The sequence below is a fragment of the Novosphingobium sp. NFX11 genome (assembly GCF_057376415.1).
Genome location: NZ_CP080385.1, coordinates 1,083,292 through 1,099,313 on the forward strand (window position 1 = coordinate 1,083,292; position 16,022 = coordinate 1,099,313).

General features: G+C 66.6%; 11 protein-coding genes and 3 pseudogenes. 3 read left to right on the forward strand and 11 right to left on the reverse strand.

Annotation, left to right across the window (positions count from 1 at the left end):
* The 11 genes and pseudogenes from KZO24_RS22765 to KZO24_RS22815 all read right to left on the reverse strand — a co-directional run bounded on the left by KZO24_RS22765 (nucleotide 1) and on the right by KZO24_RS22815 (nucleotide 11,914).
* Nucleotides 1-2,013 (reverse strand): TonB-dependent receptor, encoded by a 2,013-nt coding sequence (locus KZO24_RS22765; RefSeq protein ID WP_486487753.1) that lies wholly within the window; start codon nucleotides 2,011-2,013, stop codon nucleotides 1-3.
* Entirely contained in the window at nucleotides 1,907-2,263 is a 357-nt protein-coding gene (locus KZO24_RS22770) for a hypothetical protein (RefSeq protein ID WP_486487260.1), read from the reverse strand. The genes KZO24_RS22765 and KZO24_RS22770 overlap by 107 nt, the downstream gene beginning before the upstream one ends.
* A 44-nt stretch (nucleotides 2,264-2,307) precedes the next feature.
* Entirely contained in the window at nucleotides 2,308-3,141 is an 834-nt protein-coding gene (locus tag KZO24_RS22775) for a fumarylacetoacetate hydrolase family protein (RefSeq protein WP_271184470.1), read from the reverse strand.
* Nucleotides 3,142-3,182: 41 nt separating this feature from the next.
* The gene (locus KZO24_RS22780) at nucleotides 3,183-4,073 is read right to left on the reverse strand and encodes a VOC family protein (RefSeq protein WP_271184469.1); all 891 of its coding nucleotides are present in this window, start codon (nucleotides 4,071-4,073) and stop codon (nucleotides 3,183-3,185) included.
* Nucleotides 4,070-4,501: a GlcG/HbpS family heme-binding protein gene (locus tag KZO24_RS22785; protein ID WP_271184468.1), complete on the reverse strand. Its 432-nt coding sequence runs from the start codon at nucleotides 4,499-4,501 to the stop codon at nucleotides 4,070-4,072. The genes KZO24_RS22780 and KZO24_RS22785 overlap by 4 nt, the downstream gene beginning before the upstream one ends.
* Nucleotides 4,498-6,021: a bifunctional 3-(3-hydroxy-phenyl)propionate/3-hydroxycinnamic acid hydroxylase gene (locus tag KZO24_RS22790; protein WP_271184467.1), complete on the reverse strand. Its 1,524-nt coding sequence runs from the start codon at nucleotides 6,019-6,021 to the stop codon at nucleotides 4,498-4,500. Before KZO24_RS22790 ends, KZO24_RS22785 begins: the two co-directional genes overlap by 4 nt.
* Before the next feature lie 20 nt (nucleotides 6,022-6,041).
* Nucleotides 6,042-7,294: pseudogene (locus KZO24_RS22795) on the reverse strand (amidohydrolase family protein).
* Nucleotides 7,295-7,388: 94 nt separating this feature from the next.
* Nucleotides 7,389-8,312 (reverse strand): LysR family transcriptional regulator, encoded by a 924-nt coding sequence (locus KZO24_RS22800; RefSeq protein ID WP_430098837.1) that lies wholly within the window; start codon nucleotides 8,310-8,312, stop codon nucleotides 7,389-7,391.
* A gap of 88 nt (nucleotides 8,313-8,400) precedes the next feature.
* Nucleotides 8,401-9,015, reverse strand: coding sequence for a hypothetical protein (locus KZO24_RS22805; protein ID WP_271184464.1), 615 nt, complete (start codon nucleotides 9,013-9,015; stop codon nucleotides 8,401-8,403).
* 86 nt (nucleotides 9,016-9,101) lie between these two features.
* Nucleotides 9,102-10,088 (reverse strand): sterol desaturase family protein, encoded by a 987-nt coding sequence (locus KZO24_RS22810; RefSeq protein WP_271184463.1) that lies wholly within the window; start codon nucleotides 10,086-10,088, stop codon nucleotides 9,102-9,104.
* 479 nt (nucleotides 10,089-10,567) lie between these two features.
* Nucleotides 10,568-11,914, reverse strand: a complete 1,347-nt coding sequence (locus KZO24_RS22815) for an LLM class flavin-dependent oxidoreductase (RefSeq protein ID WP_008831686.1) — start codon at nucleotides 11,912-11,914, stop codon at nucleotides 10,568-10,570.
* 1,604 nt (nucleotides 11,915-13,518) lie between these two features.
* On the opposite strand from KZO24_RS22815, the pseudogene KZO24_RS22820 reads away from it, so the two are divergent.
* The 3 genes and pseudogenes from KZO24_RS22820 to KZO24_RS22830 form a co-directional block, all read left to right on the forward strand.
* Nucleotides 13,519-14,399: pseudogene (locus KZO24_RS22820) on the forward strand (phage tail sheath family protein); the annotation flags it as partial.
* 22 nt (nucleotides 14,400-14,421) lie between these two features.
* Nucleotides 14,422-14,945 (forward strand): annotated as a pseudogene (locus KZO24_RS22825) (phage tail protein).
* Between the two features lie 4 nt (nucleotides 14,946-14,949).
* Nucleotides 14,950-15,657 carry a hypothetical protein gene (locus tag KZO24_RS22830; protein WP_271184461.1) on the forward strand — a complete coding sequence of 236 codons (708 nt, stop codon included), beginning with the start codon at nucleotides 14,950-14,952 and terminating at the stop codon, nucleotides 15,655-15,657.
* Nucleotides 15,658-16,022 lie beyond the last annotated feature (365 nt).

Below are 16,022 nucleotides of genomic sequence, written 5' to 3' on the forward strand. Positions count from 1 at the left end.
TCAGAACTTCGCGTCCAGGCTGATGCCGACGTTCCGGAACGACTGCGGCCCGTAGATCGCGCCGATGTTGCCTTCGCTCGCCCCCGCAGTCGTCGTGCTGGTATAGGGGAAGTCGCTCTGCATCAGCGAGGGTTCGTGCACGTTGAACAGGTTGCGCACGAACAGCGCGACCGAATAGCGCTGGTCCTGCGTGCGCAGGCCGACCCGCCCGCCGACCATCCAGTGGGCGCGGAAGGTCGTGTCCGCCACCGAGTTCGCTTCGTACCGCACGCGCGACTTCCAAACGGTGTCCACCGCCAGGAACCCGGCCAGGGTATCGCCGAAGTCCTGCTCGTACTCGCCCGAGAGCGTGAACTTGTAGCGCGGCGAATTAGCCAGCTGCGTGCCGCCGATATCAGTCCCGTCGGTGCCGACGAAGCCGCCGGGATAAGTCGCCTTGGCGTAGATGAAGCCGGTGTTGAGCGAGAGGTTGGGCGTCACCTTGCCGAAGAAGTTCAGCTCGGCGCCGCGCGTCTTCACGCCGTTGATGTTGGTCTGGACGCACGAGATGATGCCGTTGTCGTCGACGGTGCACTGCTGCGCCTGGAAGTTGCGGATCTTCATGTAGAACACGCTGAGGTCGGCCACCCAGCCGCCGAACAGCGTGGCCTTGAGGCCCGCTTCATAGGAAGTCGGGATCTCGGGCTGGACGACGGAGGGATCGCCAACTGCCGGAACCGCGATCTGACCGCCCTTGAACCCGCGCGATACGGTGGCGTAGCTCATCATCGTCGGCGTCAGATCGTACTGCGCGCCCGCACGCCAGGACCACTTGGCAACGTCGAGGAAGGTTTCGGTCTCGGACGTCGCGGTGTTCAGCGAAAGGCGATCGGTCGTGTAGCGCACGCCGCCGATCAGGCGGAAGCTGTCCGAAACGTGGCCGGTCGCCTGCCCGAAGAAGGCCAGCGATTCGTCGCGGATCGTCAGCGCGGGCGTGGTCGATGTGACGATCGGGATCACGACGCCCGGAACCGGGACCAGCGTGACCCGAACGATCTCGGGAATGCGGGTCTGCTTCTGGCTCGAATAGAACGCGCCGGCCGTATACTCGATGGGCGAGCCCGCCGCCGAGCTGACGCGGAACTCCTGCGTGAACAGGCCGAGGTCGCGGTCAACCGGGTCGTTGGCCACCTGCAGTTCCAGCGGCGAGCCGCGGAAGACGTCGGACGCCGCACCATACCCGGTCTCGGTCGCCTTGCGCCAGGCGGTGATCGAGGTCAGCGTGAACGGATCCGCCGCATAGTCCACCTGCAGCGAACCGCCATAGCTGGTCGCCTTGCCGACCTGGTCGTTGTTGCTGCAGTAGTCACGGTTGCCCTCCCGCACGGTCACGCCGCAACTGGCGAGGCGATCGGTGATGCCCACCGCGTCAAAGCCCGCACCACCGAGGAAAGAGCCGGGGCCGCTGGTCTTGACGAAAGTGAAGAAGTCGCCGCCGTTCTCGTAGCGGCTCTTGGAATAGTCGCCGATGAGGTTGACGGTCACCCGGTCGGTCGGTTCCCACAGCAGGCGGCCGCGCACGCCGTAACGGTCGTTGTCGTTGTAGTCGCCGGTCGTCGCGTTGCGATTGACGCCCTGGCGCAAGTTGGCGACGCCCGATACGCGCACTGCCGCGTTCGAGGCCAGCGGCACGTTGATGACGCCCTGCACCACCTGGTTGCCGTACTTGGCGCCCGCCGTCCCGGCATTCGACAGCTCGGTGCGGACACGGCCGGAGAACTCGCCGAATTCGGGCGCATTGGTGGTGATGTTGATGACACCCGCCGAGGTCGTCAGGCCGAACAGCGTGCCCTGCGGTCCCTTGAGCACTTCGACGCGGGAAATGTCGAACAGGTCCGAGATATTGGCGTTGCCCTGGCTCACCTGATCAACGACGACGCCCACCGAGGCGACCGCACCGGGAGAGAACGTCAGGGTGCCGATGCCGCGGATCGAGCCGCCGCCGCCGGTGTTCTGGCCGGGTGCCGACTGGATTTCGAGGCTCGGCGCGATGCGGGCGAGGTCGTTGACGGTGTCTCACCTGCTGGCGCTCGAGCTGGGCCGCGCTGGCGACGGTGATCGAGATCGGCACCTCGGTCACCTTCTCGGCGCGGCGCTGGGCGGTAACGATGATGTCGTTGCCGGTGGCGGTGTCCGCAGGGGCGGCGGCATCCTGCGCGAAGGCAGGAGCGCCGATGGTGCCGAGGGCGATGCCCGAAAGCAGCGCAATCTTGCGAATGGTCATGTCTGTCTCTCCCTTGAACTTGTTATCTGGTTGGTCGCAGCGGCTCAGGCTTCATCAATGACGGGGTTGGAAAGGGTGCCGATCACGCCGATCGAGACTTCGACGGTGTCTCCGGCCTTGAGGTAGAGCGGTGGCTTGCGCTTGTCGCCGACGCCGCCCGGGGTGCCGCTGGCAATGACGTCACCGGGGTGCAGTTCGGTGAAGGTCGAGCAATAAGCGATGACCGTGGGAATATCCCAGATCATGTCGGAGACCGGCTGGTCCTGCACCAGTTCGCCGTTCACGCGGGTCTGTACGCGCTGCGCGGCAAGGTCCTCGACTTCACCCGCCGGGACCATGTGCGGACCGAAGGCGCCGGTGCCGGGCCAGGTCTTGCCGGGGGTGAACTGGATATTGTGCCGCTGCCAGTCGCGGATCGAGCCGTCGTTGAACGGTGCGTAGCCGGCGACATGATCCCATGCATCCTCGGGTGCGATGCGGCGTCCGCCCTTGCCGATGATCACCGCAAGCTCGCCCTCGTAGTCGAAGCGTTCGCTTTCGAGCGGGCGGACCATGGCGTCGCCGTCGGCGATCAGGCTGTCGGCCCAGCGGGTGAAGATCGCGGGATGCTCCTTCTGCTCGCGACCGGTCTCGGCGACGTGGGTGGCGTAGTTGAGCCCGACGCACAGGATCTTGCCGGGGTTCGGCACCACCGGCAGCAGCCTGATGGCGGCGCGGGCAAACTCGCCAGTGACGGGAAGCGCCACTAGATCACCCGCGAGCGCGTCCTTCAGCCACGCATCACCGCCGGGTGCGCCGAGATCGAGCACCGTCTCGCCATCGAGACGGCCAAAGCTGCTGGTGCCGTCGGGGCGCTGGAAACTGATATACTGGGTCATGTCCGTTTTCTCCTGACCTGCCGGAATGGCGGCAGCGGTGTTCATTGTCCTTGCGCTTCGTCCTGCCAGTCGCGGCGGAAGCGGAAGCGTTCCTCGGCGCGGCGCAGTCCGGCGAAATCCTTGTCCGAGATGCCCCACTGGTCGATGCGGTTCTCCGGCCAGGTCCAGTCCTCCGGCGCGCCGACACGGTAGTCGTCGGGCACTTTCTCGACGGCGGTGGAGAACTCGATCACCGGCCCGAACGGGGCGATGTAATAGGCGTAGACGTTGGCCCCCGGCCCATGCCGCCCCGGCCCCCAGGCAGGCGCCAGCGCATGATCGCGCAGGCGGCCGATGCCGCGCATCACCGCATCGATGTCCTCCATCTCGAAGGCGATGTGGTTGAGCGAACTGATCCCCGCCCGCGCGAAAGCGGTCGAGTGGTGGCTGTCGTTGCAGCGCACGAAGACCATGCCCTTGGTCCGGTCGGAAACGCGAAAGCCCAGCACTTCCTCCACCGCAAGGCCGGAAGCCTCGGCATCGGCAGAGTTGAACACGACATGGGTGAGCTTGACCGGCAGGTCGCGGCCCGCGATCGGCTCGACTTCGCCTGCATCGACGAGGAAGCGCAGCAGTTCGCGCTCGGGCAGTTCGACGAGCAGGCCGTGACCGCCGCCGGGGTCCTCGCTGACCGTGGCCCGGTGCGGCCAGCCTGCGGCGGCGGCGCGGCCCGAGATGCCGTCAAGCTCCTCCGCCGAGCACAGGAAGGTCGTGGAGCGGACGAACTCGTCCGCCGATTGCTCGAAGGCGACCAGGTAGGGGTAGGAACCGGAACCGCGCAGGTAATGGGTCGTGCCGATCACGTCGGCGCCCGCCATGCCCCACACATCGGTCATGAAGGCGGCAGCAGCGGCCGGATCGGGCAGCGCCAGTTCGATGCTTCGCAGTTTCATGCCTCGGTCTCCTCGACAAGTCCGGCCGCCCTGATCCCTGCGAGCGCGCATTCGGCATCGCACTCGCCGGTATCGCCGCTGACACCCACCGCGCCGATCAGGGCGCCGCTCGCATCACGGATCACCACGCCGCCGGGCGAGAAGGCGATGCGCCCGCCCACGGCCGCGCTGACGCTATGGAAGAACACCGGATTGCCCTTGGCCCGCTCGGCGAGGACGGCGGTGTCGGCGTCCATGCCCACGGCCCCTTCGGCCTTGGCGCGGGCGATGTCGAAGCGGTAGAGACTCGCCCCGTCCTCACGCGCGAAGGCGACCGGGTGGGCTCCGGCGTCGAGCACGATCACCGCCAAAGCCTTCGCGCCCCGCGCCCGTGCTTCGGCCAGCGCGGCGGTCACGATGGTCTGCGCCTGCAGGAGCGTCAGGGTCATGCGGTAAATTCCTTATAATCGAAAAGCCGGGCCGCGCGAGCGGCCAGCAGGTCCTCGCCGCTGTCGGACGCGGTGCCGAAGACGTAGTGGTCCGGGCGCACCAGCACGGCATCGACGCCGTGCTGGTCAAGCCACGACGCGATCGCCTGATTGTCCGCCAGCGCCGCCGCGACGACGCGGGTGACGCCCCCGGCCTCGCCGGGCACGGTGTCGTCGCGGACGAAAAGGCGCCAGCCGTCGCCGGTGCATTCGTCCAGCTTGCTGCCGTCGGCGAGTACCGGCTGGACGAAGCGCGCGCCTGCACCCGAAGTGCCGGAAAGCACCAGTCCTTCGCGGATCGCGGGGATCAGGTCATGCGCGGTCTCACCCTGCTTGCCGCGTGCTTCCTCACGGATACGGGTATCGCGGGCGGCGGCAAGGTCGGGGTCGAGTTCGCAGATGTAGCGCCCGGCCGCCACCGCCGCGCCGATCACCGCGCGCACGTGCGGGTCGCGCTCGCGCTGGTAGGTATCGAGGATCGCAGGCGAGGCACCCGCATTGATCACCGCGTCCATCTTCCACGCCAGATTGGCGACGTCGCGCAGGCCATGGCACATGCCCTGCCCGAAGAACGGCGGCGTCTGATGCGCGGCATCCCCCGCGAGGAAGACATTGCCGACCTGCCAGCGATGGGCGACGAGGCCGTGAAAGCGATAGGTCGCGGCGCGCACGATCTCGTGCGGTACGTCGGCCATCCACGCGCCGACCAGTTCGGCGACCTTGTCCGGCGCAGACATCGCCTTGTCGTCCTCACCCGGCAGCAGCATGAATTCCCAGCGGCGATGATCGCGGCGGCCGGGCACCACGGTCGCGGGGCGCACCGGATCGCACATCATCACCGACAGCCGCTGCAGGTCCGCCCCTTCGGGCACGCCCGCGATCGGCGGGAAGCTGACCGGCCCCTGCACTTCGGCATCGACGACCAGCCAGGGCTCCTCGAAATCGAGATCGTCGAGATCCACGCCCAGCGCCTTGCGCACGGTGCTGCGCGCGCCGTCGCAGGCGATCACCCAGCGGGCCGAGGCGGTCTGCCGCTCACCGCCCTCGTCGTAGGATACGGTGACGCCGCCTGCGTCCTGCTCCAGACCGGTGAACGTCGCGCCCAGCTTCAGCGTGACGTTCGCCATGCCGGCGAAGCCTTCGCGCAAGTGGGCTTCCAGCTCGGGCTGGTAGAAGAAGTAGTCGTTCGCCCAGCCGAACGGGCGCGGCTTGCCCACCGTGCCCATATAGCGGATGACGCCGTGATCCGCGCCGACATGGAGGTGCCCGTCAGTGGCGATCATGTCGCCCTCGACACGGTCGATCACCCCGGCCGACTGGAACAGGCGCATCATCTCATGGTCGAGATGGACCGCACGCGGCAGGGGGTAGTGTTCCAGTTCCCGTTCGAGAACGAGGACTTGCAGCCCTTTCAGGCCGAGAAGGTTCGCGGCCAGCGCGCCCACAGGGCCGCAGCCTACGACAACGACGTCGTACGACATGATTTTCGTCCCTGTTAAACTCAGTTCGCGGCGGCGGCGACCCCTGCCCCGGCCCCGGCCAAGATGTCACTTGGAGCCTTGTGCAGCTTGCCGCCCTTCATGATCATCTTCAGGCGATCCTTGTCCTGCAGGATCGCAACGTCCTGCGTCGGGTCGCCGTCCACCAGCAGCAGATCGGCCAGCCAGCCCTCGCGGATCACGCCGGTCTCGATGCCCATAAGTTCGCCGCCATGCTGGGTCGCCGCCTGCAGCGCCTCGGCGGGAGTGAAGCCGAAGTAATCGACGAAGTGCTGCAGGTCGCGCGCGTTGCGGCCATGCGGGTTGAACGGGAAGCCATAGTCGCCGCCGACCAGCACGCGCACGCCGCGCGCCTTCAGCCGCGGGATCAACTTCGCCTCAAGGTCCATGCGAACCTTTGCGCTCGCCTTCATGTGCGTCATATCGACGTGCGGCGGCGGGTTCGCCTCCAGCGCGGCGACCGAGACACCGGGACCGGGGGCATAGAAGAACCTGTCCTTCTCCGCCGCCATCCGCTCCACCGTCGCTTCGTCGGCGAAGGAGCAGTGGTAGAGGATCTGCGCGCCCGCATCGAGCGCGAGGCCGATCGCCTCGGGCGAATAAGTATGGCAGGCGATCCACATCCCGGCCTCGCGGGTGGCCTCCCCGCCGCCAGCATTTCCTCGCGGGTATAGAGCACGTCCATCGCGCTGCCGGGCTTGAGCGCATCTTCGCCCGAGACCACCAGCTTGATCGACTTGACGCCCTCGTCCGCGCAATAAGCCACGAACCGGCGCATCGCCTCCGAGCCACGGCCGTTGAACACGTCGCCGGTATCGTCGCCTTCGGGGCTGCGCTCCAGCGTCGAGGGGACGAGGCGCGGGCCGGGCGTATCGCCCTCCTCGATGGCGCGGGCGAGATCCGGCTCGATCATGTCACCCAGGGCACCGGCCGAGTATAGGCTGGTGAAACCGTGGTCGAGCAGCACCCGTGCATTGCGCCAGGCTGCGACCTTCAGTTCGTCATGCGGCAGGATGAACTGGTGGTAGACCTTCTCCAGCGAGGAAGCCCAGGTCAGGTGCGTATGCGCATCGACGATGCCGGGCATGAGGGTCAGCCCGCGCCCGTCGATCACCAGATCGGCGGCCTCATCGGCGAGTGCGTCCTCACCCGGCGCGACGCGGGCGATACGCTCGCCCTCGACCAGAACGGAGCCTGTCCGGAGCGCCGAGCCGGTGCCGTCGAAAATGGAAACCTGGCGGATCAGTGCCCGCATCCTGCTCTCCTGCGATCATCGTTATCGCTGGATTGTTAAGCTGCGCAGACCCACAAAGTAAAATAATGATTTTTTGCGATGCTATAGTCTGAAACTATGGAACCTGCCGAAGCGCGTCCATCATCGCCTGCGCCGGACGAGACAGCGGACGACTGGCTAGCCATAGCACGCCGACGCTGCGTTCACGCACGGCTTCCTCGATCATCACGGCCCGGATGCTGTCATCGGTGACGCCGTCGAGCGCCACGGTTCGCGGCAGTACCGTCACCCGGTCGCTCTCCCTTACGATGGCCCGCGTGGTGAGAAGGGAGTCGCAGCGGATCGTCGTGCGCGGCACCGCCACCCCCGCGGCGATGAACAGCGCGTCGACCTGCCGCCGGAACGCGCCGCGCGCCTCGGGCAGCACCCAGGGGTAGCTCTCGACCTCGCGCAGCGACACGCGGCCCGGCAGCTTCTCATGCCTGGGGCCGACGATCAGGACGAACGGGTCGCTGGCGCACGTGACTTCCTTCATGTCGGCCGGAACGCTTTCGATACCGGTCGTCACGAAGGCCAGTTCGATCGCCCCTTTGCGCACCATCTCCAGCAGTTCCTCGTCGGGCCGCTCGATGGCGCTGAGCGCAAAGTCGCCGATCGCCTCCTCCACCCGCATGATCGCGCCGGGCAGAAGAGTGAGCAGGGCGCCCGGCGTGCCGCCGATGCGCAAGGGTCCGGCGATGCCCTGCCGGGTGTGCTCGATCTCGGTCACGGCATCGCCCAGCAGCGTCGCCATGGCCTCGGCCCGGCGCTGGAGCACTTCGCCTTCCGCCGTCAGCACGATGCCGCCGCGCCCGCGCTCGAACAACACGACGCCCAACTTGCGCTCCAGCAGCGAGATCGTATTCGACACCGAGGGCTGCGAGAGGTTGAGCGCCCGGGCGGCAGCGCTTATCGATCCGGTATCGCAGACCGCGCGGAAGGTCAGCAGGGCACGCGGGTCCATCGCCGCCCTGCTCCTGTTCTCGCCTGCTTCCGCCATTCCTGTACGCCTCTTCCCGCTTCGACGTACCCCTGACCGAGATCACCCGGCGAAGCAATCCATGGCGCGGTACGGCGAGAACAAGACGCTAGAGTCCCGAAAGCTTCCTGCGGATCAGCGCCTTGATCTTCCGGTCCTCGAGAACTCGCCCACCGACGTAGAGCGCGGCGAAGATACCGGCGAAGACATAGGCGGAAGTGGGCGAGTGCTTGTCGTCCTTCTTCTCTTCCTTCTTGTCCTTGCTGTCCTTCTTGGGCTTTTCCGGAGCCGGTGCGCCGAGGAACTTGTCGATCGGGTTCATCGCCGGCGCGGCCTTGTCCTTTTTCTCGTCTTTCTTTTCCGAGGCTTCGGCTGCGGGCTTTTCCAGCTTGCCGAGCGCGATCGTCAATTGCCCGAAGGCGAGGAACAGCAGCGGCGCCAGGAAGCAGAACAGCAAGGCCCGGCTGGTCATGTGCCAGCGCAGTACCGACCCGCCCGCGCCGTTATCGATCCGGAGCGTGCCGCCGTCGAAGACCGACATCCTGTCCTGCGCGGCTTGGTCGCGCTTGGTGAAAGTCAGGGTGTCGCCGCCGCGCTCGTGGCTGGTGCCGCTCTCGAAGAACAGGGGTGTGAGGCGGTCGAAGGCATCCTCGCGCGACTGTCCGGGCGCGAGCGGCAGGCTGCCCCTGACATGCCAGATCCAGTCGATGAAACGCGCGTTCATGGTATCCCTTTCGGCACGGCCACAAGGGCCGCCCAAGTCCGTGGACTGCATTTGCATGGGAGGAGAGCCGCGCCCGATGCGGGCGGTCACTCGGCCGGAACCGCAGTGGCGCGGGTGCCGCCGAAGCGCTCCTTCAGGGCCTTCCAGCCTTCGGTGAAGGGGAAGGTCATCTGCTCACGGATGCCCATGCGGCGGCCGCCTTCCATGCCCAGCAGCTCCGCCTCGCCATCGACGCACGTGCCGAAGATGCGGTCGATGAAGATGTAGGTGTTGGTGAAGTTGCTGCGGCTCGCCTCGAAGTCCTGCGAGTGGTGGAGGCTGTGATGCTCGGTCGTGTGGAACAGGAAGCGCCACCAGCGGGGCGAATTGAAGCGCACGTTGATGTGCTGGTAGCTGCCGACCGCCATGCCGATCGCCCCGGCCAGCAGGAACGCGCGCGGCAGGAAGTCGAAGAACCCGCCGACACCCAGCCCGATCAGGAACAGCTCCACCGGGTTGCCGACCGCGCCCTTGTTGATGTTCAACTGGGTGATGTAGTGGTGCACCGAGTGCGGCAGCCACAGCGGATACCAGTTGTGCATCCCGCGATGCATCCAGTACTGCCCGAAATCGAAGATGAACGAGATCAGGAAAGCCTGCAGCAGCAGCGGCAGCCCGGTAAACCAGGCGAACTTGTCCCAGTGGAACGCGCCCTGGATCGCCTCGATCATCACGCCGTCGCCGATGTAGCCGTCGACGATGCGCAGGATCGTATAGCCGAGGCCGACGTAGAACAGGTCGGTCGCCAGTTCCTTCCACGTGAGGTTCCAGCTTTCGTAGCGCGGGAAGGCCCATTCGAGGCCGAGGAGAAACAGACGGAAACCGATGCCGATGCCGATCGCTGTCGATGCCTTGGCGATGGAATTGGGGGCGTAGTACCAGAACGCGATCAGCGCGAAGAGCACCGTTGGCTGGAACCAGGTGAAGACGAACTGCTTCACCGGACCGCCTTCGACCCTGCCGATATTCTCCCAGCCGACAGTGACTGGTGCCTGTGTTCCGATCAATCTCTTACCTACGCGAACCCCGTCCATGCGCCTGCCCTCGTAATATTTGACCACCCATGTCAGTAATACTTATTTCAAACATGGTAATACGGGATGGCGGCGTCGTCTACGCCCTTTCTGCAATGCAGCACGAAATCTGCGCTACTGTACGAAAAAGCGTCGGCCGGACCTTCCGCATGGTCAATTACTCCGGGTCCGCAATATAGCCTTGCCCTTATCGGCCATCAAAGAGATTTCTCCGAGAAACAGGCAAATCCTGTATTCCCGAAGCAATTAGGGCAATCGAATAATGACTTGGAAGATCGGCACTCGTGTAATGCTCCGGTCTCTGGAGAACATGCGATCCGCCTCATCTCGTCGTTACGAACCACGTGCGACACCCGAAAGCAGCATGGCGCCGCCTCCGGGTGACCGGCTCTTTCGACATGGCGATCCGCTGCCGGACAGCCACTCGAGAGAGCCCCGGACCGGCACCGCGGCGCTGAAACCCCGGGTGCGCGGCTACGTCACTGCGCGGCCAGCATGTCCTCGCCCAGATCGAAGCGGTTGCCGGGATGCTCCAGTCCGAGGTGGTCCCGGAGGGTCGTACCCGCGTACTCGCTGCGAAACAGCCCGCGCCGCTGCAGTTCCGGCACGACGCCTGAAAGGAACCGCTCCGCCCCTCCCGGCATGTAGGGCGGCATGACGACGAAGCCGTCGGCGCCCTTCTCGCGGACCCATTGCTCCATCCTGTCCGCCACCGTCGCGGGCGAGCCGACGAACTTCGCGAAGGCGAGGCCCTTGGCATAGCTTCGACCGAGATCGCCCAGCGTCATGCCCTGCTCCATCGCGCTCTTGAGCACGACTTCGAAGCGGCCCTTGCTGCCGCGTATGCGATCGCGGATATCGGGCACGGGCGCATCGGCCGGGTGGACGGACAAGTCGTAGTTCATGCTCCCCGACATGAAGCTGAGCCCTGCCTCGGGATGGATCAGCGCGTCGAGTTGGGCTTCGAGTTCGAACGCGTCCTCGTCGGTATCCGCGATGATCGGAACCACCCCCGGCAGCACCTTGACCGCATCGGGAGACCGGCCGGCGGCCACGACCTGGGCCTTGAAGTCGGCGTAGAACGCCTGCGCCTTGGCCAGCGTCGACTGTACCGGGAAGATCACTTCGGCATTGCGCGCGGCCAGAGACTGGAACGCCCCGGAGACACCGGCCTGGATCAGCACCGGATGCCCCTGCGGCGGCCGCACCGCGCCGAGCGGCCCTTTGACCTGGAACCACGTGCCGCGATGATCGGCGTAGTGGATCCGCGACGGATCGGCATAGCGCGCGCTCGCCTTGTCGGCGGTGATCGCGTCTTCCTGCCATGTGTCCCACAGCAGGCGCACGACGTCGATGAACTCGGCGGCGCGTTCGTAGCGCTCGGCGTGCCCCAGATGCTCCGCCCGGCTGAAGTTGCGCGCCTCGCCGTCATTGACGGAGGTGACCGCGTTCCAGGCCGCGCGCCCCTTGCTGAAGTGGTCGATCGACGCGAACATGCGCGCGGCGTGATAAGGCTCGGAATAGCTGGTCGAGATCGTCGCCCCCAGCCCGATCCGGTCGGTCGTCATGGCCAGTGCCGAAAGCAGGGTCAGCGGCTCGACGTGGATCGCGGGCCGCAGCCTGACGGCGGCCTCGAACGAACTGCCGTAGATGTCGTCGATCGACAGCTTGTCGGCCACGAACACCATGTCGAGCTTCGCCTGTTCCGCCGCCTGCGCGATCCGCGCGTAGTTGGCGACGTCGAAGGGATCGCCATGCTCGGCCAGCGGATGGCGCCAGCCGGCAAGATGTGAGCCCGACAGCGAAAGGAACAGGGCGAGATGCACGGATCGACTCCTCAGATTGCCGGGATGACCTGCGGACCGAAGCCGCACGGGACAATCGAGTTGGTTGCCGCGACCTATGAGTTGTTCTGAACGGTGGTGCCGACAGGCAGGGAGCGGGTGACCTGCCGCCGCATCGTCATGGCAAGCGCAGCGACTCAATCCTGCGCGGAGTGACGCGGCAAAGCGCCACGCTTTACCGCATGCAAAACCCGCAACGACAGTCGAAATTCAGAGAAAGACAATCCAATCAAGTAGAAGCAATACTACATGATGTTAACCAATATCAGTTGATCTACATAATAAGTCATTTCGCCGCACACCGACAAACATACTCTAACATATATCGTCATGTGCCCCGAACTTCCCCGGTGCTATTGATTCGCCGCAAGCAGATCTGGTCGCCAAGTAGCTATACGTAGCGATTATCATTCAAGGTCGATTTCCCATCAACATCGATCCACCATCCGCATGTGCGGACAAGGGGGAGGAGGGGCCTCATGCCTATCGTACCGACCTATCCCGGCGTCTACGTCGAGGAATTGGGCAGCGGCGTGCGTCCGCTGGCCGGCGTACCCACCGCGATCGCCGCCTTCGTCGGCTATACCGCGCGCGGGCTCGACAACCGGGCGACGACGATCTTCAGCTACGCCGACTACGAGCGCGAATTCGGCGGCCTCGCCGCCAACAGCGAGCTGAGCTATTCGGTCCAGCAGTTCTTCCAGAACGGCGGCGGCCAGGCGATCGTCGTGCGCGTACCCAAGAGCGACGGGGTCGCCGCGCAGGTCAACCTCAAGGAAGGCGTCGCCAACGCCGCCAAGGTCAGCTTCACCCTCACCGCGACCAGCAAGGGCGACTGGGGCAACGGGATCGTCGCCGACGTCGATTACGACGGGGCATCGGCCAGCAACTTCAACCTCACCCTGACCGATCTCGGCAGCGGCGCCGTCGAGCGCTGGGCAGACCTCAGCGTATCGACCGCCTCGCCCCGCTTCGTGGAGGCGGTGCTCAACGACCCGGCCAACGGCTCGCGCCTCGCCACGGCGAAAGTCCCCGCCGCGAGCCCCGGCGCGCGCCCGGCCGAGAGCGGGATCGTCGGCACCGACTTCACCGTCACCTCCACCGGGATCACCGGCCTCGCCAACGACAAGGCGTACAAGGTCCGGGTCACCGCCAACCGGCCCAGCGGCCCCATCACCGCACTCGAAGTCACGCTGATCAAGCAGGCCGAGACACTGCCCACCTCGGTCGTCGCCCTCGCCCGGCTGCTGGAGCGGCGCTTCAACGAGGCGCTGGCCGCCGCACTGCCCGGCGCGGCCGTCGCCGTCGGCGTCACCGGATCGGGCAAGGCCTTGCGCATCGCCCCGATGTTCGACCCGGCCTTGCTCCCCGCGGCCGTGGACACCACGCTTTCGCTGGCGGACAGCGCCCCGGCAGGTGCCCTGGCGATGCTCAAGCTGCCTGCGGCGAACTTCAATGTCGGTCGCTACCGCCTCGGCACCGGCACAGCCGAAGCCGCCCAGCGCAACCCCGTCCCCGGCGCCGACGGCACCCAGCTGCCGCAGAGCGCCGACGTGATCGGCAGTCCGTCCGCCTTCACCGGCATCCATGCGCTGGAAAAGGCGGACATCTTCAACATCCTCGTCCTGCCCGACGCCACCCGCGCCAGCCCCGGCGATCCCAATGCGCTCGATACCGGGCTGGACCCGAACGCCATCTATCAGGCCGCGCTCGACTATTGCACCAAACGCCGCGCCTTCCTGCTGATCGACCCGCCGCCGACCGTGAACACCGTGGACCGCGCGTTCGAGTGGATTTCCTCGGGCCTCACCGTCAAGGGCGCCAACGCGGCCACGTATTTCCCGCGCGTCCGCATGGCCGATCCGCTGAACGACTTCCAGCTGCGCACCTTCGGCCCGTCCGGCGCGATCGCCGGGCTCTATGCCCGCACCGACGCCGAGCGCGGCGTGTGGAAGGCCCCCGCCGGAACCGATGCGCAGCTGCGCGGGGTGCGCGGGCTCGTCTACAAGCTGTCCGATTCCGAGAACGGGCTGCTCAACCCGCTGGGCCTCAACTGCATCCGCGCGCTGCCGGTCTACGGCACGCTCTCGTGGGGACGCGCACCCGCGTCGGCTCCGACGTGGAGGCAAGCCAGTGGAAGTACGTACCCGTCCGGCGCCTTGCCCTGATGATCGAGGAAAGCCTGTTCCGGGGCACCCAGTGGGTCGTCTTCGAACCCAACGACGAACCGCTCTGGGCGCAGATCCGGCTGAACCTCACCACCTACATGCACGGCCTGTTCCGGCAGGGCGCGTTCCAGGGCCAGACCCCGCGCGACGCCTACCTCGTCAAGTGCGACAAGGAGACGACCACGCAGGCCGACATCGACCGGGGCATCGTCAACATCCTGGTCGGGTTCGCGCCGCTCAAGCCCGCGGAATTCGTCATGATCCGCATCCAGCAGCTGGCCGGTCAGGCCGCTTCGTAATCGGCAAGGGAGGAGTTGCCCGATGGCCCAGTTCAACGTCAACGCCCAGCGCTTCGACCCGTACAAGAACTTCAAGTTCCGGGTGAAGTGGGACGGCCGCTATGTCGCGGGCGTCAGCAAGGTCAGCGCGCTCAAGCGCACGACCGAAGTGGTCAAGCATCGCGAGGGGGCGACCCCTCCTCCAGCCGCAAGTCCCCCGGTCGCAGCGAGTTCGAGGCCGTCACCCTCGAACGGGGCGTCACCCACGACGTCGAGTTCGAGCGGTGGGCCAACAAGGTCTGGAACTTCGGTTCCGCCCTCGGCGCCGAAGTCTCGCTCGCCGACTTCCGCAAGGACATCACCATCGAACTCTACAACGAGGCAGGGCAACCGGCGATCGTCTATCGCCTGTTCCGCTGCTGGATCAGCGAGTTCCAGTCGATGCCCGACCTCGACGCCAACGCCAACGCGGTGGCCATCCAGCACATCAAGATCGAGAACGAAGGCTGGGAGCGCGACTACGCGGTAACCGAGCCTTCCGAACCGAGCTTCGTCGAACCGCAGTAAGGCCATGTCCACGAACCCGGTCGAGGGACTGCTCGCACTTTGGGAGGCGGGCACGAACCCGCTTGCCCTGCTTCGGGCCGCCGAGCCCGGTGCCGGGGATGATGCCCTTGCACGCCTTCCCATCGGCGCGCGTGACGGGAAGCTGATCGCGCACCAGCGGCGACTGTTCGGCCCGGCCATCGAGGCGACCGTGCCCTGCCACGCATGTGGCGAGACGGCGGAAGTCACGCTCGATGCCGACAGCCTGCTGGCGATGGCCCCGCAACGGAGCGCGCCGATCTTGGTGACGACCGGCGCGTGGCGGATCGAGGCCCGCCCCGCCGACAGCCGCGACATGGCGGTGCTGGCGACAGAGGAGCCCGAAGCGGCCGAGCGCGCCCTCCTCGCCCGCGTGGTGACGCTCTGCACCCGCGATGGTGCGCCCGCCGATCCCGCGAACCTCCCGCCCGAAGTTGTCGCCGCGATCGAGGATGCGCTGGAAGCTGCCGATCCGCTGGCGGCGATCACGCTGCTCGTCGCCTGCCCGCACTGCGGCGCGAGCATTCCGGCGCTGCACGATCCCGCGCATCACCTCGCCCGTTCGGTCGCCGCCGAGGCGCGGCGGCTGCTGGCGGAAGTCGCCGCGCTCGCCCGTGCCTATGGCTGGCGAGAGGCGGACATCCTGGCGATGACCCCGCAGCGCCGCGCGGCGTATCTGGAGCTGGCAGCGTGAGCCGCTATCTCGCCACCCTCGCCGCCCGAGCCTCGGGCCGCGTGGCGCTGCTCTCCCCGCGCCCGCGCACGCTTTACGAGGGCGGCGGCGAAGATACGGCCTTCGAGGAACCGGCGCAGCCGATCGCCGGGAGCGTGCAGCCTATACCGCGCACGGTCATGGACGCGCCCTCCGCCCCAAGGGAAAGCACGGCGCCGCGCCCGGGCACCACGGCCCCCGCCGCCGCGCCGACAATCCGGCAGGGTTCGGTGGTGCAGGTTACGCAAGTGCTTACGTCCGCTGAGAATCCGGAACCGCGCTTCCGTTCTCAGGCCGTGCCGCCAATCCAGACGGCGATACCGAGTAGCGAACGTCCTGCGATACCG